General features: G+C 74.8%; 23 protein-coding genes. 7 read left to right on the top strand and 16 right to left on the bottom strand.

The window, feature by feature from the left end:
* The first annotated feature begins 33 nt into the window (after positions 1-33).
* On the top strand, positions 34-636 hold the full coding sequence (gene def, locus H7344_RS02570; protein WP_186344424.1) for a peptide deformylase: 603 nt from the start codon (positions 34-36) through the stop codon (positions 634-636).
* Here def and H7344_RS02565 read toward each other — a convergent pair.
* The 9 genes from H7344_RS02565 to cobA form a co-directional block, all read right to left on the bottom strand.
* A complete protein-coding gene (locus H7344_RS02565; RefSeq protein WP_186344423.1) occupies positions 603-1,670 on the bottom strand; it encodes an NAD(P)/FAD-dependent oxidoreductase in 1,068 nt (355 codons plus the stop codon). The two genes, def and H7344_RS02565, sit on opposite strands and share 34 nt — an antisense overlap.
* Complete coding sequence (locus tag H7344_RS02560; RefSeq protein ID WP_186344422.1) at positions 1,667-2,212, bottom strand: isoprenylcysteine carboxyl methyltransferase family protein; 546 nt, start codon at positions 2,210-2,212, stop codon at positions 1,667-1,669. The genes H7344_RS02565 and H7344_RS02560 overlap by 4 nt, the downstream gene beginning before the upstream one ends.
* Positions 2,209-3,333, bottom strand: a complete 1,125-nt coding sequence (locus H7344_RS02555) for a type III polyketide synthase (RefSeq protein ID WP_186344421.1) — start codon at positions 3,331-3,333, stop codon at positions 2,209-2,211. Before H7344_RS02555 ends, H7344_RS02560 begins: the two co-directional genes overlap by 4 nt.
* On the bottom strand, positions 3,330-4,529 hold the full coding sequence (locus tag H7344_RS02550; RefSeq protein WP_186344420.1) for an NAD(P)/FAD-dependent oxidoreductase: 1,200 nt from the start codon (positions 4,527-4,529) through the stop codon (positions 3,330-3,332). Before H7344_RS02550 ends, H7344_RS02555 begins: the two co-directional genes overlap by 4 nt.
* Positions 4,526-5,380, bottom strand: coding sequence for a UbiA family prenyltransferase (locus tag H7344_RS02545; protein ID WP_222130089.1), 855 nt, complete (start codon positions 5,378-5,380; stop codon positions 4,526-4,528). The genes H7344_RS02550 and H7344_RS02545 overlap by 4 nt, the downstream gene beginning before the upstream one ends.
* Positions 5,377-6,471 carry an NAD-dependent epimerase/dehydratase family protein gene (locus tag H7344_RS02540; RefSeq protein WP_186344419.1) on the bottom strand — a complete coding sequence of 365 codons (1,095 nt, stop codon included), beginning with the start codon at positions 6,469-6,471 and terminating at the stop codon, positions 5,377-5,379. The genes H7344_RS02545 and H7344_RS02540 overlap by 4 nt, the downstream gene beginning before the upstream one ends.
* 421 nt (positions 6,472-6,892) lie before the next feature.
* On the bottom strand, positions 6,893-7,750 hold the full coding sequence (locus tag H7344_RS02535; RefSeq protein ID WP_186344418.1) for a resuscitation-promoting factor: 858 nt from the start codon (positions 7,748-7,750) through the stop codon (positions 6,893-6,895).
* A 243-nt stretch (positions 7,751-7,993) separates the two neighbouring features.
* Positions 7,994-8,797 carry a TrmH family RNA methyltransferase gene (locus tag H7344_RS02530; RefSeq protein WP_186344417.1) on the bottom strand — a complete coding sequence of 268 codons (804 nt, stop codon included), beginning with the start codon at positions 8,795-8,797 and terminating at the stop codon, positions 7,994-7,996.
* Complete coding sequence (cobA, locus tag H7344_RS02525) at positions 8,798-10,057, bottom strand: uroporphyrinogen-III C-methyltransferase (RefSeq protein ID WP_186344416.1); 1,260 nt, start codon at positions 10,055-10,057, stop codon at positions 8,798-8,800.
* 95 nt (positions 10,058-10,152) lie between these two features.
* Between cobA and H7344_RS02520 the strand changes: the two genes are divergently transcribed.
* A complete protein-coding gene (locus H7344_RS02520) occupies positions 10,153-10,686 on the top strand; it encodes a YbhB/YbcL family Raf kinase inhibitor-like protein (protein WP_186344415.1) in 534 nt (177 codons plus the stop codon).
* A gap of 38 nt (positions 10,687-10,724) precedes the next feature.
* On the opposite strand, the gene H7344_RS02515 is transcribed toward H7344_RS02520, so the two are convergent.
* Positions 10,725-11,342 (bottom strand): FMN reductase, encoded by a 618-nt coding sequence (locus H7344_RS02515; RefSeq protein WP_186344414.1) that lies wholly within the window; start codon positions 11,340-11,342, stop codon positions 10,725-10,727.
* Complete coding sequence (locus H7344_RS02510; protein WP_186344413.1) at positions 11,339-12,481, bottom strand: LLM class flavin-dependent oxidoreductase; 1,143 nt, start codon at positions 12,479-12,481, stop codon at positions 11,339-11,341. Before H7344_RS02510 ends, H7344_RS02515 begins: the two co-directional genes overlap by 4 nt.
* A 131-nt stretch (positions 12,482-12,612) precedes the next feature.
* On the opposite strand from H7344_RS02510, the gene H7344_RS02505 reads away from it, so the two are divergent.
* Positions 12,613-13,203: a hypothetical protein gene (locus tag H7344_RS02505; protein WP_186344412.1), complete on the top strand. Its 591-nt coding sequence runs from the start codon at positions 12,613-12,615 to the stop codon at positions 13,201-13,203.
* Here the strand turns inward: H7344_RS02505 and H7344_RS02500 are convergent.
* From H7344_RS02500 to H7344_RS21025, 5 genes are read right to left on the bottom strand one after another with little or no spacing between them, the layout of a single operon-like run.
* Complete coding sequence (locus tag H7344_RS02500) at positions 13,169-13,807, bottom strand: ABC transporter ATP-binding protein (protein WP_186344411.1); 639 nt, start codon at positions 13,805-13,807, stop codon at positions 13,169-13,171. The two genes, H7344_RS02505 and H7344_RS02500, sit on opposite strands and share 35 nt — an antisense overlap.
* Complete coding sequence (locus H7344_RS02495; RefSeq protein ID WP_186344410.1) at positions 13,804-14,082, bottom strand: hypothetical protein; 279 nt, start codon at positions 14,080-14,082, stop codon at positions 13,804-13,806. The genes H7344_RS02500 and H7344_RS02495 overlap by 4 nt, the downstream gene beginning before the upstream one ends.
* Positions 14,031-14,642 carry an ATP-binding cassette domain-containing protein gene (locus H7344_RS02490; protein WP_186344409.1) on the bottom strand — a complete coding sequence of 204 codons (612 nt, stop codon included), beginning with the start codon at positions 14,640-14,642 and terminating at the stop codon, positions 14,031-14,033. Before H7344_RS02490 ends, H7344_RS02495 begins: the two co-directional genes overlap by 52 nt.
* Positions 14,629-17,391: a hypothetical protein gene (locus H7344_RS02485; protein WP_186344408.1), complete on the bottom strand. Its 2,763-nt coding sequence runs from the start codon at positions 17,389-17,391 to the stop codon at positions 14,629-14,631. The genes H7344_RS02490 and H7344_RS02485 overlap by 14 nt, the downstream gene beginning before the upstream one ends.
* Complete coding sequence (locus H7344_RS21025) at positions 17,391-18,473, bottom strand: PP2C family protein-serine/threonine phosphatase (RefSeq protein ID WP_186344407.1); 1,083 nt, start codon at positions 18,471-18,473, stop codon at positions 17,391-17,393. The genes H7344_RS02485 and H7344_RS21025 overlap by 1 nt, the downstream gene beginning before the upstream one ends.
* 83 nt (positions 18,474-18,556) lie before the next feature.
* On the opposite strand from H7344_RS21025, the gene H7344_RS02475 reads away from it, so the two are divergent.
* The 4 genes from H7344_RS02475 (at position 18,557) to H7344_RS02460 (ending at position 23,428) form a co-directional block, all read left to right on the top strand.
* Positions 18,557-19,054, top strand: coding sequence for a thioesterase family protein (locus H7344_RS02475; RefSeq protein WP_186344406.1), 498 nt, complete (start codon positions 18,557-18,559; stop codon positions 19,052-19,054).
* A 181-nt stretch (positions 19,055-19,235) separates the two neighbouring features.
* A complete protein-coding gene (eat, locus tag H7344_RS02470) occupies positions 19,236-20,645 on the top strand; it encodes an ethanolamine permease (RefSeq protein WP_186344405.1) in 1,410 nt (469 codons plus the stop codon).
* Positions 20,642-22,033, top strand: coding sequence for a glutamine synthetase family protein (locus H7344_RS02465; RefSeq protein WP_308423299.1), 1,392 nt, complete (start codon positions 20,642-20,644; stop codon positions 22,031-22,033). The genes eat and H7344_RS02465 overlap by 4 nt, the downstream gene beginning before the upstream one ends.
* A gap of 36 nt (positions 22,034-22,069) precedes the next feature.
* Complete coding sequence (locus H7344_RS02460) at positions 22,070-23,428, top strand: aldehyde dehydrogenase family protein (protein ID WP_186344404.1); 1,359 nt, start codon at positions 22,070-22,072, stop codon at positions 23,426-23,428.
* Positions 23,429-23,433 lie beyond the last annotated feature (5 nt).

The following is a 23,433-nucleotide window of genomic DNA, read 5'->3' as shown; positions in this document are numbered from 1 at the left end:
GTCGGACCGGTCCGGCCGACTAGGATCGCGCCCATGCCCGCCCCCGCCGAGCCCCCGCACCACGCCCCGCACGGCCCGCTGCCGACCGGCGGCACGGTCCGCCCGATGACGCGCTGGGGCACGCCGGTGATGCACCGCCCGCAGCAGCCGGTGACGGCGTACGACGCGGAGCTGCGGTCGCTGGTCGCCGACATGGTGGCGACGATGTACGCCGCGGACGGGGTCGGCCTGGCCGCGTGCCAGATCGGCGTCGACCGGGCCGTCTTCGTCTTCGACTGTCCCGACGACTCCGGCGAGCGGACCGTCGGCGTGGTGTGCAACCCCGAGCTCGTCCTCCCCGAGGGCCGCGACCGCCGGCTCGAGGAGTCCGAGGAGGGCTGCCTGTCCTTCCCCGGCGCGTTCGTCGAGTGCGCCCGGCCGGACTTCGCGACCGTGACCGGCACCGGCCTCGACGGCGAGCCCGTGACGTTCTCCGGCGACGGGCTGCTCGCGCGGTGCCTCCAGCACGAGACCGACCACACCCGGGGCACGGTCTTCGGCGACCGGCTGCCCACCAAGCTGCGCAAGAAGCTGCAGAAGCAGCACGACAAGCTCGCCGGCGACTACCCCGCGGACTGGCCCGTCGGCGAGGAGTGAGCCCCGGCGTGGGCCGGGCGCGCGAGCGCGTCGACGGTCGCCCCGAAGAGCCACGGCAGCCGCTCCGCGGTCGGCACGAGCGCTGAGCGGCTCGACCGCCGGCTCGTCGCGCCGAGCAGCGCGGAGGTGAGCCAGCGGTAGCGCCGGGTCAGGCGCCGCCAGTCCTGCTCGTACGCCGCGACGTCGCCGCGGACGACCGCCTGCACGGCCGCGCCCGCCTGGGCCACCGCGAGCGCGATCCCCTCCCCGGTGAGCGCGTCGACGTAACCGGCCGCGTCGCCGACGAGCAGCACCCGGCCGGCCGTGCGGGCGGTGGCGTCCTGCCGCAGCGGCCCGGCGCCGCGGTCCGAGCCCGAGCGCGCGGCGCTGGCGACCCGGTCGAGCAGCTCGGGGAAGGCGGCGAGGTGGTCGTCGTACGAACCGGTGCGGGTGGTGAGCACGGCGACGCCCACGAGGTCGTCGGCCACCGGCGTCACGTAGGCCTCGGCGTCACGGGCCCAGTGCACCTCGACGTGGTCCGACCAGGGCCGGACGGTGTAGTGCCGGCGCAGCCCCCGCCGCAGCTGGCGGCGCCGAGGGCGGTCCAGGCCGAGCGAGCGGCGCAGCGGCGAGTGCAGGCCGTCGGCCGCGACGACGTACCGCGCGCGGTGCCCGCCGACCGTGACGCCCTCGTCGTCCTGCTCGATCCCGTGCACCCCGACGTGCTCGACCGCCACGCCGGCGTCGGCGACCGCCCGGCTGAGGGCGTCGTGCAGGGTCGTGCGGCGTACGCCGCGGCCGCGTCCGGACCGGAAGTCGGCCTCGACGCGGCGGGCCCCGGCGACGTACCGGATCCCGAGCAGGTCGTGCCCGGCCGGGTCGACGCCGAGGTCGGCCAGTGCGGCGACCGCGCCGGGCATCAGCCCCTCCCCGCAGGCCTTGTCGACGGTGCCGACGCGCTGCTCGAGGACCGTGACGTCCAGGCCGGCGCGGGCGGCGTGCAGCGCGGTCGCGAGGCCGGCCGGTCCTCCGCCGACGACCAGGAGGTCCTTCACGCCGCAGCACCGCCGGGCACGCGACCGGTGAGGTTCGCGAGCGCGGCGTCCTCGGCGCGGATCCGGGTCGCAAGCAGGCCCGCGTTGAGCACGGTGAAGACGATCGCGGTGATCCACGCGCCGCCGACCAGCGGCAGCGCGAAGCCCTCGACGACGACGGCGACGTAGTTGGGGTGCGGGATGAGCCGGTAGGGACCGCCGGTCACACGGGCGGCGCCCGGGACGACGATGACGCGGGTGTTCCACTGCCGGCCGAGCGTGCGGATGCACCACCAGCGCAGCGCCTGGGACGCGAGGACGAGCACGAACATCGACCAGACCAGCGCGGCGGGCGGCTCGGGGCGGCGCACCCACACCTCGACGAGCGCGCCGACGAGCAGGCCGGTGTGCAGCACCACCATGAACGGATAGTGCCCGCGACCGGACTCGACACCGCCCTGGGCCAGGCTCCACTCGGCGTTGCGGTTGGACACGACCAGCTCCGCGACCCGCTCGACGGCCACGGCGGCCACGAGCAGCGTGAAGGCGACCTCCAGGCTCACGCGGTGGCCTCCGTGGAGTCGTCCGGCGCGCGCAGCAGCACGAGCTCGGAGCAGAACCCCGGGCCCATGGCGAGCATCAACCCGTAGGAGCCGGGCCGGGGCGGCCGGTCGGCGAGCGTGTCGGCCATGACGTGGAGCACCGAGGAGGAGGACAGGTTCCCGATGCGGCGCAGCGAGTCCCAGGTCATCCCGAGCGCGTCACGATCGACCTCGAGGGCGTCCTGCAGGGCCTCGAGCACCTTCGGGCCGCCGGGGTGCGCGACGTACCACTCCACGTCGTCGTGCGTGAGGCCGTGGTCGGCGAGGAAGCCGCTCACGTCGTCGCCGACGTACTGCCGGACCAGGTCCGGCACCGAGGAGTCGAGGACGATCTTCAGGCCACCGGCCCCGACGTCCCAGCCCATGGTGCGCTCGGAGTCGGGGTACATCCGGCTGCGCGAGGCGAGGACCTCCGGCTGGGTCGGCTCGGCCACCTGCGCGAGCGGGTGGTCGGCGCCGACCGCCACCACCGCGGCGGCGCCGTCGCCGAAGAGCCCGCTGGCGACCAGGTTGGCCACCGAGGTGTCGTCGCGCTGCAGGGTGAGCGAGCAGAGCTCGACCGACATCAGCACCGCGACCCCGTCGGGGCGGCCGCGCAGGAGGTCGTGGAGCCGGGCGACGCCAGCGGCGCCGGCCACGCACCCCAGGCCGACCAGCGGCAGCCGGACCACGTCGGGGCGCAGGCCGATCTCCTGGGCCACCCGGGCCTCCAGCGACGGCACGGCCAGGCCGGTGACGGTGCAGGAGACGATGACGTCGACGTCGGCCGGCGTGAGGCCGACCGCCTTGAGCGCGTCGACCACGGCCCGGGCGCCGAGGTCGACGCCGGCGCGGATGAACACGTCGTTGGACTGCCCGAAGTCACCGAGACCGGCGTACTCCTCGAGCGGCATCGCGGTGTGCCGGGTGTCCACGCAGGCGTTGCGGTGGAAGCGCTCGACGACGCCCGGGTTGATCGACCCCTCGATGAGCGTGTCGGTGAAGGAGGCGGTGATCTCCTCCTGGGTGTAGCGGTGCTCCGGCAGCGCGCCGCGGACGCTGACCACCCGGCTCGGGCGGCTCGGGAGGCTGGTGGTGGTCATGCGGGCTCCTTGAGGGCGGGCGGTCGCGGGTCGCGGTGGGTGGCGGGCGGAGGCCTGAGCAGCGCGCGCCCGAGCCCGAGCGCGAGGGACGAGGTGAGCCGGCCCCGGGCGAGGCCGAGCTCGACGAGGTCGTCGAAGACACGCTGGTCCGCCGCAGCGGCGGCGATGCCGGCCCCGAGCACCCGGCTGCTGCGGGTCAGGGTCGCGGCCAGGGCGGTGTGGCGCAGGTGCGGCAGCAGGATCGCCCGGGTCGCCCGGCGGTGCAGCGACCCGGCACGCTCGGGACTCCCCCGGCGCAGCGCCTCGGCGGCCGCGCGGCCCGCGGCCAGGCCGGTCGCGACGGCGTAGAAGATGCCCTCGCCGGTGAGCGGGTTCACCAGGCCGGCGGCGTCACCGACGAGCAGGACGCGGCCGTTCCGCGGGCGCCAGCGGGCGGTCGACAGGGGCAGGTGGTGGCCCTTCCAACCGGTGCCGCCGACGGTCACATCGGGCAGCAGCCGCTCGAGCCGCTCGAAGAGCTCCGCGCGGGTGGGGGCAGGCCGGTCGTCGTGCAGCACCTCGCCGTACCCGACGTTGGCGGTGCCGTCGCCGCAGTCGAAGGACCAGGCGTACGACGGCTGGTGCTCGGTGCCGAGCTCGATGACCTGGCGACCGGCGTGGGCCGCCGTGACCGGTGCGTAGCCGCGGATCGCCAGCGCCACCGGTCCGCGCGGCCGGTCCAGCGCCCGGCGGACGACCGAGTGGGCTCCGTCCGCCCCGACCACCACGGCCGCGGGCAGCTCGCCGTCGAGCACGACGCACCCGGGCTCCTCGTGCAGCGTGCGGACGCGGTGCCGCCGCAGCTCGGCACCGGCCGCGACGGCCGCGTCGACCAGGCGCGCGTCGAGGACGGCCCGCGGCACGACGTACGCCGGTCGGGTCATGGTCCGCTCCGCCTCGGCGCCGCCGCGGACCAGCCGCAGGCGGTCGACCGGCATCCGGTCGTCGAGCAGCCCGGTGACGCCGGCCTCGGTGAGCAGGTCGAGCACGTGCGGCGCGATGCCGTCGCCGCACGCCTTGTCCCGGGGGAAGTCGGCGCGGTCCAGCAGGAGCACCCGCAGCCGCGGGTCGGCGTGGAGCGCGCCGATCGCGGTGGCGGCGCCCGCTGGGCCGGCACCGACGACGACGAGGTCCCATCGCTCCTCGCGCGGGCTCATCCGGCAGCCACCAGCAGCACGACGTCGAGCAGGGCGACGGCGACGGCGGCCCGGAACGGGGTCCGTCCGCGGGTCACCAGTGTCACGGCCGCGAGGGCCACGGCCAGCGCGAGGGCCGCCCACGCCCACGCCGGCGGGCTGCCAGCAGGGCCGAGGACGGCGGCTACCGAGGCGCCGCCGAGCAGGACCGCGGCCAGCACGCGGGACGGCGTCGCGCCGATCCGGTGCGGCAGCCCGCGGACGCCGGTGCGCTCGTCGTCATCGAGGTCGGGCAGCGTGTTGAGCAGGTGCGCGCCAACGCCGAGCAGGGCGCCCGCGGCGGTCATCCAGGCCGGCGCCCAGGCCGGGTCCGGTCCGGCGAGGGTGACGACGGAGGGCAGGGTGCCGAAGGCGCACGCGTAGGGCGCCCAGGACCACCACGTCGCCTTGAGCCCGAGGTTGTAGGCGTGGCCGGCGCCGGCGCCCAGCACGACGTTGACCAGCGCGCTGCGCCACCCGACGGCGGCGGAGAGCGCCATGCAGGCCACGGCCGTGGCGCCGAGGGCGACGACCACCCACAGCACCGGCAGGTCGCCGGTGACCAGGGGCTTGTCGGTGCGGCCGACCGCCCGGTCCCGCGGCAGGTCGCGCAGGTCGTTGCCCCACCCGATGGTGAGCTGGCCGGTCAGGACGGCGGCGGTGACGAGCACGGCGTCGGTCGCGTCGAGTTCGCTGCGGACCGCGAGCAGTCCCGCGATCGTCGTGACGGCAAGAGCGGGGCCGCCGTGGGCGGCGGCGAGCAGCGCGGCGGCCCGCCCGGACCGGGTCCGGGCGCGCGGACCCGACCGGGCGGGGACCGCGCTCGTCGTCACGGCCGGCGCCGCACGGCGACCGGCCCGCGTCGTACGGCGTCGCTCACCGCCCCGAGGACCGAACGGGGGCGCAGGGCGGGCGTGCGGCCCGCGGCGGCGTCCTTCATGCCGGCGACGACCTCGGCGAAGACCGTCGGCCCGTCCTTGGTCGGCGCCCAGCCCAGCTCCACCCGGGCGCGGGTGGTGTCCATGGTCGGCAGCGCGAAGCCCATGTCGAGCCAGCCGGTGTCGACCTGCTGGAGTCGGGCGTGCCAGGTGGCCGACATGACCGCCCGGACGACCTGCGACGGGACGTGCACGAGCTTGGCGCCGAGCACGTCGGCGATCACCTGGGCCGTGACCGGCGGGTCGGCGGCGAGGTTGAACGGGCCGGCCGCCCCCTGGCGCAGCACGGTCGCGACCGCCTCGGCCACGTCGTCGGTGTGGACCATCGGGATGACGAGGCCGCGGTCCATCGGGAGGACCGGCAGCAGGCTCAGGGCGCGGGACGGGACGAGGGCGGGGATGCCGTAGCGCAGCAGCGCCGACCCGGCGGCGCGCTGGCCGACGATGCCGGGGCGGATCCGCGTGACGACCCGGTCGGGGTGGGCCGTCTCGTGCTGGTCCAGGAGCCGCTCGGCGGCCGACTTGTGGCGGCTGTAGCGGCTGGTCGGCACGCCCTCGGTCGGCCAGGACTCGTCGACCGGCCGGTCGTCCTGCTTCGGGGCGTAGGCGCCGACCGAGGACATGTGGACCACGTGCGGCACGCCCACCTCGGTCACCGCGCGGAGCACGCGGCGGGTGCCGCCGATGCCGGTCTCGGCGAGGTAGGTGAGGTCGTGCGAGGGCTGGAAGCCCCAGGCGAGGTGCACCACCGCGTCGGCCCCGCGGAACGCCTCGACCAGCGTGTCGTGGCACGCGTCGGTGCTGAGGTCCACGCTGTGCCAGGTGACCCCGTCGTGGGCGCTGTCGTGGGCGCTGTCGTGGGCGCCGTCGCGGTCCTCTGGTGGGCGCCGGGCGAGGCCGACCAGGTCGTGGGTGCCGTCGGCCTGCAGCCGTCGTACCAGCGCCGAGCCGATGTTGCCGGACGCTCCGGTGATCGCGATGCGCATGAGCGCTCGGTGCCCCGCCGGCGGGGGCCTCACACTGCTGCTCGCGGTGCCCGCCCACCCGCGGTCGTCAGTGGTCATGGGAGCACGGGGCACCAGGCGGGACGGGCCGCTCGTCGACAATCGCGCAATTGCGTGGTTTCAGCGCCTGGGACGCGCGCAGACGCGCCATTCCCGCGCAATTGAATGATCGTTGACGCGCGCTCGGAGCCGACGTACCCCGCCACCCCCGACGGCCGGAGCCGGGTCGTGTGCCCCAGGACGCGCACTCCCGCGTCGACGAGCACACGACCCCGCGACCGCGCGAGGTCGGAACCAGCCCGGTCGGCGGACCGCTCCCCGGTCGGAGGGACCCGGGACGCCGTGTCGTCCGGTGGCCGCGCCGGTGGTGGTGCGGGCGGGACTCAGCCGGCGAGGGCGTTGGTCACAGGTAGCGACCGCAGTGCGGCCACGGCGAGCGGCCGCGCTGCTTGTAGAGCAGCTTCGCGCGGTACGTCTGCTCCGCCGCCGGGACGCGGTGCGGCATGCCGCGGCCACCGACGCTGCGCCAGGTGCCGGTGTCGAACTGGTACAGGCCGTAGTAGCCGGCCGCGTTGACGGCGCGCGGGTTGCCGCCGGACTCGCAACGGGCGAGGCCACGCCAGTTCAGGTGGTCGGCGGCGGGCACGGACCGGCGCGGCGCGCCGACGAGCACGCGGCGCGGCCGCGGGTCGCGGACCATGTGCTTGCGGACGGCGCGGTCGACGACGCGGGCGTTGAGGGTCACCCGGACGACGCGCACCTTGCGCACCCCCGGGCGGCCGTCACGCACCACGCGGCGCTGGCCGGGTCGCAGCGACGTCGTACGCCGCTTCTCGACGCCGGCGCGCACCTTGACGCGGCGGGTGTCGACCGTGCGCTCGACGCGGACGACCTTGACGGTGTCGCCACGGCGGAGCCGGCGCCGGTCGCCGCTCACGCGGCGCTCGGCGCGCAGGACGCGGACCTGGTCGCGACGGGAGACCTCGACGCCCTGCTCGCGCAGGACGCCGGCCGGCCACGCGGCCGAGGTACGCACCGGTCGCGTGTCGTTGCGGCCGACCCGGAGGCGGACGGGCGTGGTGTCGGGGGCGGCAGCAGCAGCCACCGGCTCGGTGCCGGCGGGTGCGGGCTCGCTCTCGGCGGCCGTGGCCGTGGCAGGCAGCAGCCCCAGGACGACCGCTGCCGCGAGGGTCGAGGTGGCCGCGAGCCGGGACGGACGGCCGGTGGGCAGGACGGAGGGCAGGGCAGAGTGCAAAGGCATGAAGAAAAGGAGGTCCAAACGGGGTGTCGACGCCCTCGCCGTGGTGCGAGGGTCTCCTGGTCGTGACACGGCCGGCGTGCGGCCGCGGGAGCCCGACCGGAACGGCATCAGGGGCCGCCCGGCGGAACGGCCATCGACGGTACGCGACCCGCGGCGCTCCGCCCAATCACCGCCGCCGAGGTGGCACTTCGCGCAGGCTCGAGCCCGCTCGGTCCGCCCAAGTGGCGACTCGGCGGGGTGGGGTCAGCGGCGGGCGGTGACGTAGCAGGCGACGGCGGTGGCGGCGGCGACGTTGAGCGAGTCGACGCCCTCGGCCATCGGGATGATCGCGCGCCGGTCGGCGGACTGCTCCCAGCGCGGCGAGAGCCCGTGGCCCTCCGAGCCGAGCACGAGCGCCACCTCGTCCAGGCCGGCGACGGCGTCCTCGATCGGGGACGAGTCGTCGGCGAGGGTGAGGGCGATGGTGGTGAAGCCGCGCGCGGAGAGGTCGGGCAGGGCGTCGTACCAGTCCGGGAGCCGGGTCCACGGCACGTTGAAGACCGTGCCCATCGCGACCTTGATCGAGCGGCGGTAGAGCGGGTCGGCGCAGCGCGGGGCCAGCAGGACGGCGTCGAAGCCGAGCGCGGCACCGGAGCGGAAGATCGCTCCGACGTTGGTGTGGTCGACGACGTCCTCCAGGACGAGCACCGACCGGGCGCCGTCGAGGACCTCGTCGACCGACGGCAGCGGGCGCCGCTCGAGCGAGGCGAGCGCTCCGCGGTGGACGTGGAACCCGGTGACCTGCTCGGCGAGAGCCTCGGACAGCACGTAGCAGGGTGCGTCGGAGCGATCGAGCACGTCGGCGAGCCCGTCCAGCCAGCGCGGCGCCATCAGGAACGAGCGCGGGGTGTGGCCGCCCTCGACCGCGCGGCGGACCACCTTCTCGCCCTCCGCGAGGAACAGCCCGTGCTCGGCCTCGAGGTTCTTGCGCAGCTCCACGTCGCGCAGGTCGCGGTAGTCCGCGAGCCGCGGGTCGGCGGGGTCGGCGATCTCCACGATCGTGGCCATTCAGGCGCCGTCCCCGCCCGAGGAGCCGGCCGCGCGGTCGCCGAAGCGCTCGGGGTGGGCCACCGCGACGACGTCGCCGACCAGGATGATCGCCGGCGGCTTGACCCGCTCGGCCGCGAGGTCACCGGCGAGCGTGCCGAGCGTGGAGAGCACCGTCCGCTCCCCCGGCATCGTCCCGTCGCAGACGACGCCGACCGGGGTCCCGGCATCACGACCACCGGCGACGAGCGCGTCGGCGATCGCGGGAGCGTTCTGCACCGCCATCATCAGCACCAGCGTGCCGCGCAGCTGCGCGACGGCCGCCCACTCGGTCAGCGACTCCGGGTGGCCCGGCGGCAGGTGGCCGGAGATCACGGTGAACTCGTGCGCGACGCCACGGTGCGTCACCGGGATGCCGGCGACCGCGGGCACCGACACCGGGCTGGTCAGCCCGGGGATGACCGTCACCGGCACGCCGGCCTCGCGGCAGGCGAGGACCTCCTCGTAGCCACGGCCGAACACGAAGTTGTCGCCGCCCTTGAACCGCACCACCCGCTTGCCGGCGAGCGCGCGCTCGACGATCACCCGGTTGATCTCCTCCTGCTGCGCGCTCCGCCCGCGGGGCAGCTTGGCGACGTCCACCAGCTCCACGTCGGCCGGCAGGTCACCGAGCAGCTCGCGTGGCGCCAACCGGTCGGCGACCACGACGTCGGCGTCCATGAGCGCCTTGCGGCCGGCGACGGTGATCAGCTCCGGCTCCCCCGGACCACCGCCGACCAGCACGACGCCCGGCGTACGGTCCCGTCCGCGGCGCGCCGACAGCACCCCCTCGCGCAGCTGCTCGACGACCGCGTCGCGGATCGACGCCGAGCGCTGCGGCTCGCGGTTGCTCAGCACCGCGACGGTGACGCCGTCGTGCCGACCTGTCGCGGGCGTCCATGCCGTGGCGTGGGTGGCGTCGTCGGCCCGCACGCAGAAGACCCGCCGCGCCTCCGCGGCCCGGCTGATCCGCTCGTTGACGGTGGGCAGGTTCGTCGCGGCGATGCAGTACCAGGTGTCGTCGAGGTCGCCGTCCTCGAAGCCGCGCTGGTGCCAGGTCAGCTCCCCGGACCCGACCAGCCCCTCGATGGCGGGGGTGGCCTCCGGGGCCACGACGTGGACCTGGGCGCCGGCCGCGATCAGCTGCGGCACGCGGCGCTGGGCGACGTGTCCCCCACCGACCACGACGACACGGCGGCCGGCCAGGCGCAGGCCGGAGGGGTACGTCGGGAAGTCGTCCACCCACCCATTCTCGCGTGTCCAGCCCGGCGGTCGGTGGTACGGGTTCGGGGACCGGACTACGGTCGCCCGCGACCCGCCACTGCGATAGGAGCCCCATGTCCTCGTCCCTCGACCGCCCGGTGAGCCCGAACCCCTACGACCTGCTGCCGGCCGTGCCGTCGTTCACCGTCACCAGCGCCGACGTCACCGACGGGCAGCCGCTGACGCAGGACCAGGTCGCCGACGGCGGCGACACGTCGCCGCAGCTGTCGTGGTCGGGCGCGCCGGAGGGGACGAAGAGCTACACCATCACCTGCTTCGACCCCGACGCCCCGACGCCGAGCGGCTTCTGGCACTGGGTGCTCGTCGACGTGCCCGCCGACGTCACCGAGCTTCCCGCCGGCATCGGCGCGGAGGGCGGAGAGCTGCCCGGGTCGGCGTTCATGTGCCGCAACGACGGCGGGTCGAAGGCGTTCACCGGCGCCGCCCCGCCGCCGGGCGACCAGGTCCACCGGTACTTCTTCGTCGTCCACGCCGTCACCGAGGAGACCCTCGGCGTCGACTCGGACGCCACGCCCGCCGTCGTGTCGTTCAACCTCGCGTTCAAGACCGCCGGCCGGGCGATCCTGCACGGCACCTACCAGCACTGAGCGAGGACGCGTCAGCGGACTCGCCGAGGCGGAACCTCTCAACCAGCGGAGGCGCGGCGGAGCAGCTCCTCGAAGGGGGTGGGCGCGGCCAGCTCGTCGTCGGCGGAGCCGCGGGTGGGACCGGCGGCGTCGGCGGGGCTGACCTTGCCCACCAGAGCGGCCAGCTCGCCGGCCGCGCGGGCGATCCGCTGCTCGAGCTCGGTGCTCGCGAAGTCCTCGGTCGCGGCGAACACGCCGGTCGGGACGACGACGGCACGCAGGTAGGCGAAGAGCGGGCGCAGGGCGTGGTCGAGCACCAGCGAGTGCCGCGGCGTGCCGGCCGTCGCGGCGACGAGCACCGGCTTGCCGTCGAGCGTGCCGGGCTCGAGCACGTCGAAGAACGTCTTGAACAGGCCCGAGTACGACGCGGAGAACACCGGCGTCACGACGACCAGCCCGTCGGCGGCCCGGACCGCGTCGATCGCCGCCGCCAGCCGCTGGCCGGGGAAGTTGGTCAGCAGGTGGTCGGTGAGCTCGTGCGCCACGTCGCGCAGCTCGACGACGGTCACGTCGACCTCCTCGAGCGCCTGCGACGTCGCGGCGCCGAGCCGGTCGGCCAGCAGCCGCGTCGACGAGGGGTTCGAGAGGCCCGCGGAGACGACCACGACCGAGGTCATGAGAGCACGTCCTCGGCGCGGTGACCCGTGGCGGAGTCGGCGGCGGCGTACACCGTCGCGTCCTGGGCGCCGCCCGCGGCGGCCACGAGCGAGCCGTGGGTGGGCGCGTCCGGGACGTGCGCGGGACGGCCCTCGGCGAAGCCCTTGCGCATCTCCGGGAGGATCTCGCCGAGCAGGTCCAGCTGCTCGAGGACGGTCTTGAGCGGCAGCCCGGCGTGGTCGACGAGGAACAGCTGGCGCTGGTAGTGCCCGACGTAGTCACGGAACGACAGCGTCCGCTCCAGCACCTGCTGGGGCGACCCGACGGTCAGCGGGGTGGCCTCGGTGAAGTCCTCCATCGACGGGCCGTGGCCGTAGACCGGGGCGTTGTCGAAGTAGGGACGAAACTCGTTCCACGCGTCCTGGCTGTTGCGGCGCATGAAGAACTGCCCGCCGAGCCCGACGATCGCGGTGTCGGCCGGGCCGTGGCCGTAGTGCTCGAAGCGGCGGCGGTACAGGTCGACCATCTGCTGGGTGTGCGAGGCCGGCCAGAAGATGTGGTTGTGGAAGAAGCCGTCGCCGTAGTACGCCGCCTGCTCGGCGATCTCGGTGCTGCGGATCGAGCCGTGCCACACGAACGGGGGCACGCCGTCCAGCGGCCGCGGCGTGGAGGTGTAGCCCTGCAAGGGCGTCCGGAAGCGCCCGGACCAGTCGACGACGTCCTCGCGCCACAGGCGGTGCAGCAGCGCGTAGTTCTCGATCGCGAGGTTGATGCCCTGGCGGATGTCCTTGCCGAACCACGGGTAGACCGGGCCGGTGTTGCCGCGGCCCATCATCAGGTCGACGCGGCCGTCGGTGAGGTGCTGGATCTTGGCGTAGTCCTCCGCGATCAGCACCGGGTCGGTGGTGGTGATCAGCGTGGTCGCGGTCGACAGCACGATCCGCTCGGTCTGCGCGCCGATGTAGGCGAGCGTCGCGGTGGGGTTGGAGGAGATGAACGGCGGGTTGTGGTGCTCGCCGGTCGCGAAGACGTCGAGCCCGACCTCCTCGGCCTTCTTGGCGATCGCCACCGTGGCCTTGATCCGCTCGTGCTCGGTGGGCGTGCGTCCGGTGGTCGGGTCGGTGGTGACGTCCCCGACGCTGAAGATCCCGATCTGCATGACGGTCCCCGTCTCTCGCGGTCGCTCCGCGGCTCGGCATGGTTGAAGGGCCTGGCTGAAAAGCCTGGTTGAAAGGCGAACTATCCGTGTCAACGAGGGATCCTGCCAGGCTATTCCGCGACAGTGGCGCCATGCGTCGCGTGCCGTGGTGGATCCCTGCCCTCGTCCTCCTCGCCACGGTGGCCCAGCTCGCCGTCGCCCAGTGGGTGCCCGGCATCGAGCGGTTCGAGGGGAAGGCGTTCGGCGCCCGGCTCGTCGCGTATCCCCTCCTGATGCTGCTCGCGCCCGCCGTGTGGTGGGTGTGGGCGCGGCGGAGGCAGGCCGATGCGGCGCCGTACGGCGCTTTCACGCTGGTGATGCTGCCGTTCCTGGTCGACGTGACCGGCAACAGCCTCGACCTCTACGACGCGGTGGTCTGGTGGGACGACCTCAACCACCTCGTCAACTGGTTCCTGCTCTGCGCCGGGCTCGGGCTGCTGCTGTGCCGCTCGGTCCGCCCGTCCTGGGCGGTGGTCGTGCTGGTGACCGGGCTCGGTGCCGCGCTCGCGATCGGGTGGGAGCTCGGCGAGTGGTTCACGTTCATCCGGCACGGCACCGAGGCCGACGCGGCGTACGAGGACACCCTCGGCGACGAGGCGCTCGGGACGCTCGGCGCGCTGGGGGCCGGCTTCCTGGTCGCGCGGAGCGTCAGTCGTGGAGCAGCCGGCCCTCGTCGAGCCTGAGCACCCGGTCCGCGATGGCCCGCACCCGGCTGTCGTGGCTCGAGACGAGCACGGCGCTGCCGACCCGCGCCGCCCCGACCAGCGCAGCGGTGACCAGCTCGGCCCGGTCGTCGTCCTGGTGACCGGTCGGCTCGTCGAGCACGAGCACCCGCGGCGAGAGCACCAGTCCGCGCGCCACGGCGATCCGCTGCTGCTCACCGAGCGAGGTCTCCCCCACCCGCCGGTGCGCGAACGCGCCGAGGTCGAGCTCGTCGGCGAGGCGGGCGAAGGGCACGGCCGCCGTGGTGGAGCGGTACGTCGGCAGCAGCACGTTCTCCTCGACGCCGAGCCCCTCCACGAGCCCGTGCTGCTGCGGGACGACCGCGACCAGGGACCAGTCCGCGGCCGTGGCGGGCGACCGGCCGTCGACCTCGACCGTGCCGGCGTCGGGTTCCTCGAACCCGGCGGCCAGGTGGCACACGGTCGTCTTGCCCGACCCCGACGGGCCGAGCAGCGCCACGACCTCGCCGGGCTCGACCGCGAGCGTGATGGCGTGCAGGACGGCGACGCGGCGGCTGCCGGCGCCGTACCCGTGGCTCACGCCGCGCAGTGACAGGCCGCTCATGCCGGGTCCTCGGGCGCCCGGAGCCGCACGTGCTCGCCGCCGGCCTCGACGACCACCCGGCGCGACGGGAACCGGGCCAGCAGCGCCGGCGGCAGCTGCAGCCGCCCGGCGTTGTCGATGACGGCGACCGTCTCGCGCGACTGCGCGGTCTCGCTGGACAGGACGCCGTCGCGCAGGCGCAGCAGCCGGCCGGCCCGCTCGGTCACCCGCGGGTCGTGGCTGCTCACGACCACCGCGCTGCCCTCGTCGGCGGCGGCGGCGAGCGCGTCGAGCACCCGGTCGGCGTGGCCGTGGTCGAGCTCGGCGGTGGGCTCGTCGGCGACGACCAGCGCCGGCCGGGCGACCAGGGCCATCCCACCGCGAGCCGCTGCTGCTCGCCGCCGGACATCGTGGCGGGGCGGTGGCCGCCTCGCGCCGCGAGCCCGACGGCGTCCAGCACCGCATCGACGTCCGCGTGCCGGTCACGCCGCCAGCTGGCGACCTGGCGGACGTGCGCGGTGGCGGTGAGGTGCGGGAAGAGCCCGGTGGACGCGCGCTGCGGGACGTAGCCGATCCGTCGGTGGCGCAGCCGGCGCAGCAGCGCCGCGGACGCGCCGGCCACGTCGCTGCCGAGCACGCGCAGCTCGCCCGCGCTCGGACGCTCGCGGGCCGACAGCAGGGTCAGCAGGCTGCTCTTGCCGCTGCCCGACGGGCCGGCCACGACGGTCAGCGAGCCGGGCAGCAGCGCGAGGTCCACGCCGCGCAGGGCGTAGGTCTCCCCCGTCGCCGAGCGGTAGACCCGGGTCAGGTCGGCAGCCTCCACGACCGGCCCGGCGAGCACGTCACCCGTTGCCACGCAGCACCTCCGCGCTCGATCGGCCGCGGGCCCGGACCAGGCCGACGCCGGCGGACGCGAGGACCATCGCAACGCCGAGCGCCACGACGGCCAGCACCTCGGCCACGCCCACCCGAGGGCGGCTGACGGGCAGCACGGAGGCCACTTGGTCGACCAGGCTCGGGCCGAGCACCATCGCCCCCGTCGTCACCAGGGTCGCGACGGCCGCGGTGAGCACCGCGCGCACCACCTCCCAGGTCCGGGCCGCAGCGAGCTGCCGTGGCCGCCAGCCCATCCGGGCGAGCAGCACGTCGGAGACCGCGTCCCGGTCGGCGAGCCGGAGGCCGAGGGCCAGCGCGCTCGCCAGCGCGAGCAGCAGCACCACCAGCCCGAGGACGACGACGTACTGCGCCGCCCACGAGGCCGACAGCAGCCCCTCGCCGACGGCGGCGCCGGCCGTGGTCACGACGTCGTCGGGGACCAGGCCGATGGCGCGCAGCCGGTCCCGGAGCTCCTCGGACCCCGCCTGCGACCAGACCTCCGCGGTGAACGGTCCCGTGCCGTCGACCGAGAGCGGGTCGCGGGGGTCGAGGTAGCCCGGCAGCCGTGGGAAGACCGCTCGGCTGCTCGGGACCACCGCCGCGTCGCCGGTGCCGGCCTCGGAGCCGGGGAACGCGGGCAGGACGCCGACCACGATGTAGGGGAGGCTGATCTCCTCGTTGACCTCGAGCGTCCCCCGGTCACCGACGTCGCGCTCGGTGTCCCCGGCGAGCAGCACCGGTACGCCGTCGGCGGCCGGGTCCTCGAGCCGGTCGAGCAGGTCGCGGCCCGGCGCCAGCGTGCCGGTCGAGCCCCAGTCGGCGACGTCGCCGAAGGTGAGCGGGTCGATCGTCAGCAGCTGTTGCGCGCCGAACACCGGCGGCAGCGTCGCCCGCTGGCGCCAGACCAGCGTGGAGCCCTCGACGGGCGGCAGGACCGCGCGGCGGCCGGTGCCGCGCAGGTCGTCCTCGAAGGAGGTGACGGTCGGGGCGCCGACGAGCGCGGCGACCTTGTCGTCGGCGCCCTCGACGAGACCGCGGTGGACGGTGAGTGCGTAGGCGAACAGCCCGAGCGTCACGGCGAGCACCGCCGTCAGCGCCTGCTGGCCGCGGTCGGCCGCACCCCCGGCGTTCGCGCCACCGGCACCGGCACCGGCCGACCGACGGCCGGCGAGCCAGCGGGGTCGGCCGGGCCGGGCCCCGGGGACCCGCACCAGGCCGGCGAGCCGCACGACCACGGCGGCCGACGACGCGGCCACGAGCAGCGGCAGCACGGTCGTCAGCGGCGAGCCGCCCCGGCGGGCCGGGTCGGTGGAGAGGACGCCGACGAGCACCACGGCGGTGGCGACGAGGACGAGCAACCCCCACGGGACGGCACGGACCCGGGCGCCGAGCCGACCGCGGCCGCCCACCTCGGCGCGGAGCGCCGCCAGGACGGCGACCAGCCCCGGCAGCAGCAGCACGAGCGCGCTGCCGAGCAGGGCCAGGCCGCGGTCGCCGGCGGTGAGGTCGCCCGGCCCCAGGTCCGCGGGCGGGCCGGCGACGTCGATCGCCAGCAACGCGGCCGCGGTGCCGAGCGGCACGGCCAGCAGCGCGACCGGCAGCAGCTCGAGCAGCGTGAGGGCCCCTGTCGCGGCGGGGTGGACCCCGAGGCCGGCGGCCAGCGCCTCCTCGCGCCGGCGGCTGCGGCCGACGAGCACCCACGCGGTGAGCAGCAGCGCGGCGGCGAGCACCTGCCCGGCGGTGGCGTAGGGCCCCACCTGCTGCTCGGCGCTCGACGCGGCCTCGGTCGCCTCGTCCACGATGTCGGGCAGGCCCGAGGCCAGCTCGAGGCGCGTCCCGATGGGCACGGCGCGTTGGGTCGCCCGGGCGAGCTCCGTGCTGTCGTCGAACGCCTCGACCGCGAGCTCCTGGAGGGCGGCGACGGCGTTGGCGGCCAGGTCCGGGTCGAGGGCGGGGTCGGCCGCGAGGTCCACGGCGTACAGCGGTTCCTCGTCCACGGCGCGGGCCAGGCGGGCGAAGGTCGCCCGGCCGGCGACCACGAGCGGGCTGGCGGAGCCGGGGCGGCCCGGGTCGAGGGGCAGCACCCAGTCCTCGCTGCCTGGTCGGTCCGCGACGGCGGCCGGCAGCACCGAGCCCGGCGCGGGGTCGTAGGTGCCGGCGAGGCGGGCGCCGGCGTACCGCGTGGCGGCGGAGGTCGCGGACACGCTCTCGAGCCCGACGCGCACCCGGTCGCCCGGCTCCACCCCGAGCTCCTCGGCGATCTCGGTGGGCAGCCAGACGCCGCGGTCGTCCTCGTCGCCGCCGAGCGCCTCGACGACGCCGTCGTGGGTGAAGAGCGCCGCGCCCGTCGACGTCCCGCCGACGCGGACGACGGCCCGGAGCCGCCGCTCCTGCGCCGCCCCGGCCGCGCCGAGGACCGGCGGGCCGAAGCCGGGAAGCGCGTCGAGGCGCTCGAGCACCAACGCCTCGCCCGGGGTCGGCAGGACGCCGCCGACCCACGAGGCGCGGAGGTCCGCGGACGCGCCCGGCGCGGGCTCGGCCGCCGCCGTCTCGATCCGGGCGTCGAGCGCCGCGGTGCGCGCACTGGTGCGGAAGAGCGCGGGCGCGACGACCGAGGCGACCAGCAGCGAGGCCGCGAGGAGCACCAGCACGAGCCAGCCGGGCGAGTGCAGGAGCCGGGCGGGCGCGGTCGTCCAGAGCGGGTGCCGACCCCGGTGCAGGTTCGGCACTACCGCCCGCCGGCCCGGTGGAGGACGAGCACGGCGCGGTCGTCGTCACCCCGCGGCACCCGGTCGATGATCCGGCGGGCGGCCCCCTCGAACCCACCGTGACGGCCGTCGACGGCCTCGGCCGCGGTCCGCTGGAGCCAGACGATGCCCGCGTCGATGTCGGAGTCACGCGACTCGATCACGCCGTCGGTGTAGAACATCAGCGCGTCGCCGGGCTCGAGCGTGCCGGTGGAGGCGTGCAGCTCGGGCTCCGGAACGACCCCCAGGGCCGTGCCGCGGGCGCCGTCGACGTGCCAGGCGTGCTCGGCGGCGTCGTACCGCAGGGCCGGCGGGTGGCCCGCGCTCGTGACCGTCCAGCGCCCGTCGCGCAGGTCGACCAGGACGTGCACCGCGGTGGCGAAGGACTCGTCGGCCCGTTGCCGCAGCAGGAAGGCGTTGGCGGCGCGCAGCAGCTGCTCTGGCGGCAGCGCCCCGATCAGGCCGCCGAGCGCGCCGGCGAACTGCAGCGCCTGCGGCCCGACCGCGATGCCCTTGCCGCAGACGTCGACGAGCACCATCTCCAGGCGGTGGCCGTCGTCGGTGAGGTCGGCGACGAGGAAGTCGCCGGCATAGCCGGTGCCGTGGGAGGCGATCATCGCGCTCTGCGCCGACCAGCCTGCCGGCAGCTCCGGCACCGTGCCCTGCGCCTGCAGCCGTCCCTTGAGCTCGGTCAGCAGCGCCTCGCTCAGCAACGTCGGCAGGCCGCTGCGCCGACGTCCCGACTGGACGAGGACCAGTGTCGCGCAGACGAGCAGCGTGATCGCCACCGAGACCCGGGCGTCGGTCAGCGGGCCGTCGCGGACCATCGCGGCCAGCGCCACGACGAGCACGAGGCCGGTCAGCGGCACCAGCGGCTGGAAGCGGAGGGTGAGCATGCCGAGGATGAGCCACACGACGTACGTCGTCGCCGGCAGCGTCCCGTAGTCCACCCACGACACCACGCCCGAGACGAGCACGCCGGCGACGAGCAGGGCGAGGACCCGCACCTGGCTGTTCCAGGAACCGGACCGCCAGTCCCTGACGAACGTCCCGGACCGGCTCACGGCCCGAACACTAGTGGCGCGGACGACCCACCAGCGGCGTTCTCCACCGGGCACGCCGAGGCCGGCCGCTAGTGTCGCGCAGCGTGAGCACCCCACACCCCACCTACGAGCAGCTGGCCACCCTGCCGGCCTACGCCGAGCAGCCGGTCCCCATCGCCTTCGAGGACGCCAACGGGCACCTCAACGTGCGCCACTACACCGGCATCGCCAGCGAGGGGCTCGACGAGTCGCTCGTCGACCTCGGCATCCCGCAGAACTGGCCGGCCCTCGGCCACGCCTGCTTCACCGCCGAGCACCACCTGCGCTACGTCGCCGAGCTCCGCACCGGTGACCGGATGTCCGCGCGGGTGCGGTTGCTCGGCCGCTCCGACCGCGCCGCGCACGCCCTGGTGCACCTGCTCGACGACACCCACCAGCGCCTCAGCTACGTGATGGAGGAGGTCTTCCTCCACATCGACATGACCACCCGCCGCACGGCACCGTGGCCCGCGGAGGTCGCCGCCGGGCTCGACCGGAGGATCGGCGAGCACGCCGAGCTCCCCTGGGAGCCCGACGTCTCCGGGTGCCTCGGCCTGCGCTGAGCGCGGGACCCGTGTGGGCCCGTCGCGGGTCCGGTCGTGGGCCCCGTCCTCAGGACCCGTCCTCGGATTCGTGGTGTCGGCGCGCCGACACGGTGCTTGTCGGGTACCGAAAGCGGTCACTACCGTCTAGCAACCCCGGTGGGCTCGGGCCCCGCCACCGTGACGGCAGACAGGACTCGACATGACCACACGGGAGCACGAGGACGCCGCCTACTTCGAGGAGCGGCAGCTGCGCAGCGGCGTGGCCGGCTGGGTCCTCCTGGCCGGGCTCGGCGTCGCCTACGTCATCTCCGGCGACTTCGCCGGCTGGAACTTCGGCCTCGCCGAGGGTGGCTGGGGCGGCCTGCTGGTCGCCACGATCATCATGGGCGTGATGTACCTGTGCATGGTGCTCGGGCTGGCGGAGATGTCCTCCACCATCTCGACCGCCGGTGGCGGGTACGGCTTCGCCCGTCGCGCGCTCGGCCCGTGGGGCGGCTTCCTCACCGGCACCGCGATCCTCATCGAGTACGCCATCGCGCCCGCCGCGATCGCGAACTTCATCGGCGCCTACGTCGACTCCCTCGTCGGCATCGACGGGCCGCTGGTCTTCGCGGTCTTCTACCTCGTCTTCATCGGTCTCCACCTGTGGGGCGTCGGCGAGGCGCTCAAGCTGATGTTCGCGATCACCGCCATCGCCGTGATCGCGCTCCTGGCGTTCGTCGTCGCCGCGGCGCTGAAGTTCGACGCCGGCAACCTCGTCGACATCGCCCCCACCGACGCCGTCGGGGCCAGCGACTTCCTGCCGTTCGGGTTGATCGGCATCTGGGCGGCCCTGCCCTACGCGATCTGGTTCTTCCTCGCCGTCGAAGGCGTGCCGCTCGCCGCCGAGGAGACCAAGGACCCCGCCCGGTCGATGCCGCGCGGCATCATCGCCGCGATGCTCACGCTCCTGGCGTTCGCCGCGATGATCCTGCTCGTCGCGCCCGGTGCGGCCGGCGCGGAGTCGCTGCAGGAGTCCGGCAACCCGCTCGTGGACGCCCTCGAGACGGCGTACGGCGGCTCCACGGCGGTCAGCACCTTCGTCAACGTCGTCGGTCTGCTCGGCCTCATCGCCAGCTTCTTCTCGATCATCTTCGCCTACTCGCGCCAGACCTTCGCGCTCTCGCGGGCGGGCTACCTGCCCAAGGTGCTCTCGCGCACCGGCAGCCGCAAGACGCCGTACCTCGCACTGATCGTGCCCGGCATCATCGGCTTCGTCATGGCGATGCTCAACGAGGGCGACCTGCTCATCCTCGTGGCGGTCTTCGGCGCGACGATCTCCTACGTGCTGATGACGCTCTCCCACATCGTGCTGCGCATCCGCGAGCCCGACCTCGAGCGTCCGTACCGCACCCCGGGCGGCGTCGTCACGACCGGCATCGGCTTCGTGCTCGCCTGCGTCGCCGTCGTCGCGGGCTTCTTCGTCGACTCCACCGCGGTGCTCATCACCGCGGGCGTCTTCGCGCTGGCGATCGCGTACTTCGCCCTCTACAGCCGCCACCACATCGTCGCGGGGGCTCCGGAAGAGGAGTTCGCCGCCATCGAGGACGCCGAGAAGGGACTCTCGTGACCGACCTGACCGCAGGGACCGAGCAGCCGGTCAACGACCGGATGCTCACGCTGGACCGGCTCCGACGGCTGGTCGCCGACGGCGAGGTCGACACGGTGGTGATGGCGTTCACCGACATGCAGGGCCGGCTCCAGGGCAAGCGGCTGCACGCGGCGTACTTCCTCGACGTGGCGCTCGAGGCCGGCACCGAGGGCTGCAACTACCTGCTCGCCGTGGACGTCGACATGAACACCGTCGACGGCTACGCGATCTCCTCCTGGGAGCGCGGCTACGGCGACATGGAGTGGGTGCCGGACTGGAGCACGCTCCGGCTGCTCCCCCACCTCCCGGCGACCGCGATGGTCCAGTGCGACCTGGTGTGGCCCGACCACACGCCCGTCGCCGAGTCGCCCCGCACGATCCTCAAGGGCCAGCTCGACCGGGCCCGCGAGCGCGGCTGGGAGGCGCACGCCGGGACCGAGCTGGAGTTCATCGTCTTCGAGGACACCTACGAGGAGGCCTTCGACCGCGGCTACCAGCAGCTGCGGCCGGCCAACCAGTACAACGTCGACTACTCCATCCTCGGCACCACGCGCGTCGAGCCGCTGCTGCGCGACATCCGCAACACGATGTACGCCGCGGGCATGGACGTCGAGGGCGCCAAGGGCGAGTGCAACCTGGGCCAGCACGAGATCGGTTTCCTCTACAACGAGGCGCTGGTGACCGCCGACCACCACGTCGTCTACAAGACCGCGGCCAAGGAGATCGCCGCTCTGCACGGCAAGTCGTTGACGTTCATGGCGAAGTTCAACGAGCGCGAGGGCAGCTCCTGCCACATCCACCTCTCGCTGCGCGGCACCGACGGCGAGCTGGTCTTCTGGGACGCCGAGCGCGACGACCGGACCCGCGTCTACGACCAGTTCATCGCCGGTCTGCTCGCCACGATGCGCGACTTCACGCTGCTCTACGCCCCGAACGTCAACTCCTACAAGCGCTTCGCCGACGGATCGTTCGCGCCGACCGCGATCGCCTGGGGGCTGGACAACCGGACCTGCGCGGTGCGCCTGGTCGGGTCGGGACCCTCGGCCCGCCTCGAGAACCGCGTGCCGGGCGGCGACGTCAACCCCTACCTCGCCATCGCCGCCATGATCGCCGGCGGCCTCCACGGCATCGAGAACGAGCTCGACCCGGTCCCGCCCACCGAGGGCAACGCCTACAGCCAGGGACTCGAGCTGGTGCCGCAGACGTTGCGGGAGGCCCGGGACGCCTTCGCGTCCTCACAGGTGGCACGATCAGCGTTCGGTGACGCCGTGGTCGACCACTACACGAACATGGCCGACGTCGAGCTCAAGGCGTTCGACGCGGCCGTCACCGACTGGGAGCTGCGCCGGGGCTTCGAACGCATGTGAGCCGCATGTGACCCCCGGCCCGACGAGGGGACCTGCATGACCGACCTGTTCACCGTGGTGAACCCGGCCACCGCACGCCCGATCACCGAGGTGCCGCTCGCCTCGGTGGAGGAGGCCGACGCCGCGATCGCCCGCGCCCACGAGGCGTTCGCGACCTGGCGGGCCGTCGCGCCCGGCGAGCGGGGGGCGCTGCTGCGCAGGTACGCCGCGGTCGTCGACGCCCACGTCGAGGAGCTCGCCGAGATCGAGGTCCGCAACGCCGGCCACACCTGGGGCAACGCCCGCTGGGAGGCCGGCAACGTCCGCGACTGCCTCAACTACTACGCCGGCGCGCCCGAGCGGCTCTTCGGCCGGCAGATCCCGGTCGCCGGCGGCACCGACGTGACCTTCCACGAGCCGCTCGGCGTCGTGGGGATCATCGTCCCCTGGAACTTCCCGATGCCGATCGCCGCGTGGGGCATGGCGCCCGCGCTGGCCGCCGGCAACACGGTCGTGCTCAAGCCCGCCGAGCTCACCCCGCTGACCGCGCTGCGGCTGGCCGAGCTCGCGCTCGAGGCCGGCATCCCCGAGGGGGTGCTGACCGTGCTGCCCGGCCGCGGCGACGTGGTCGGCGAGCGCTTCGTGACCCACCCGCTGGTGCGCAAGGTCTGCTTCACCGGGTCGACCGCGGTCGGCAAGCGGGTGATGGCCGGCTGCGCGGAGCAGGTCAAGCGGGTCACCCTGGAGCTGGGCGGCAAGAGCAGCAACATCGTCTTCGCCGACGCCGACCTGGCCGCGGCGGCCGCGGCGGCGCCGTACGCCGTCTTCGACAACGCCGGCCAGGACTGCTGCGCGCGCTCGCGGATCCTCGTCGAGCGCTCGGCGTACGACGAGTTCCTCTCGCTCCTGGAGCCCGGCGTCACCGGCCTGCGGGTGCTCGACCCGACCGACGAGGCCTCGGAGATGGGCCCGCTCATCTCGGCGCGCCAGCGCGACACGGTCGCCGGCTACCTGTCCGAGGTCGACGTGACCATCACCGGATCGACGCCCGGCGGCGACGGCTTCTGGGTCGCCCCGTCGGTGGTCGCCGTCGACGACCCGGCGCAGCGGATCTGGCGCGAGGAGGTCTTCGGCCCGGTCGTGGCGGTGATGCCGTTCGACGACGAGGCCGACGCCGTGGCCCGGGCCAATGACACCGACTACGGCCTGTCCGGCTCGATCTACACCCGCGACCTCGGCCGCGGGCTGCGCGTCGCGCGCGCCGTCGAGGCCGGCAACCTCTCGGTGAACTCCCACGCCTCGGTCCGCTACTGGACGCCGTTCGGCGGCTACAAGCAGTCCGGCCTCGGCCGCGAGCTCGGCCCCGACGCACCGCAGGCGTTCACCGAGGAGAAGAACGTCTTCATCGCGCACTGACGGCG

Origin of the sequence: Nocardioides deserti (assembly GCF_014266025.1) — a bacterium.
GTDB classification, from domain to species: domain Bacteria; phylum Actinomycetota; class Actinomycetes; order Propionibacteriales; family Nocardioidaceae; genus Nocardioides; species Nocardioides deserti.
This window is presented reverse-complemented; position numbering and strand designations above follow the sequence as displayed.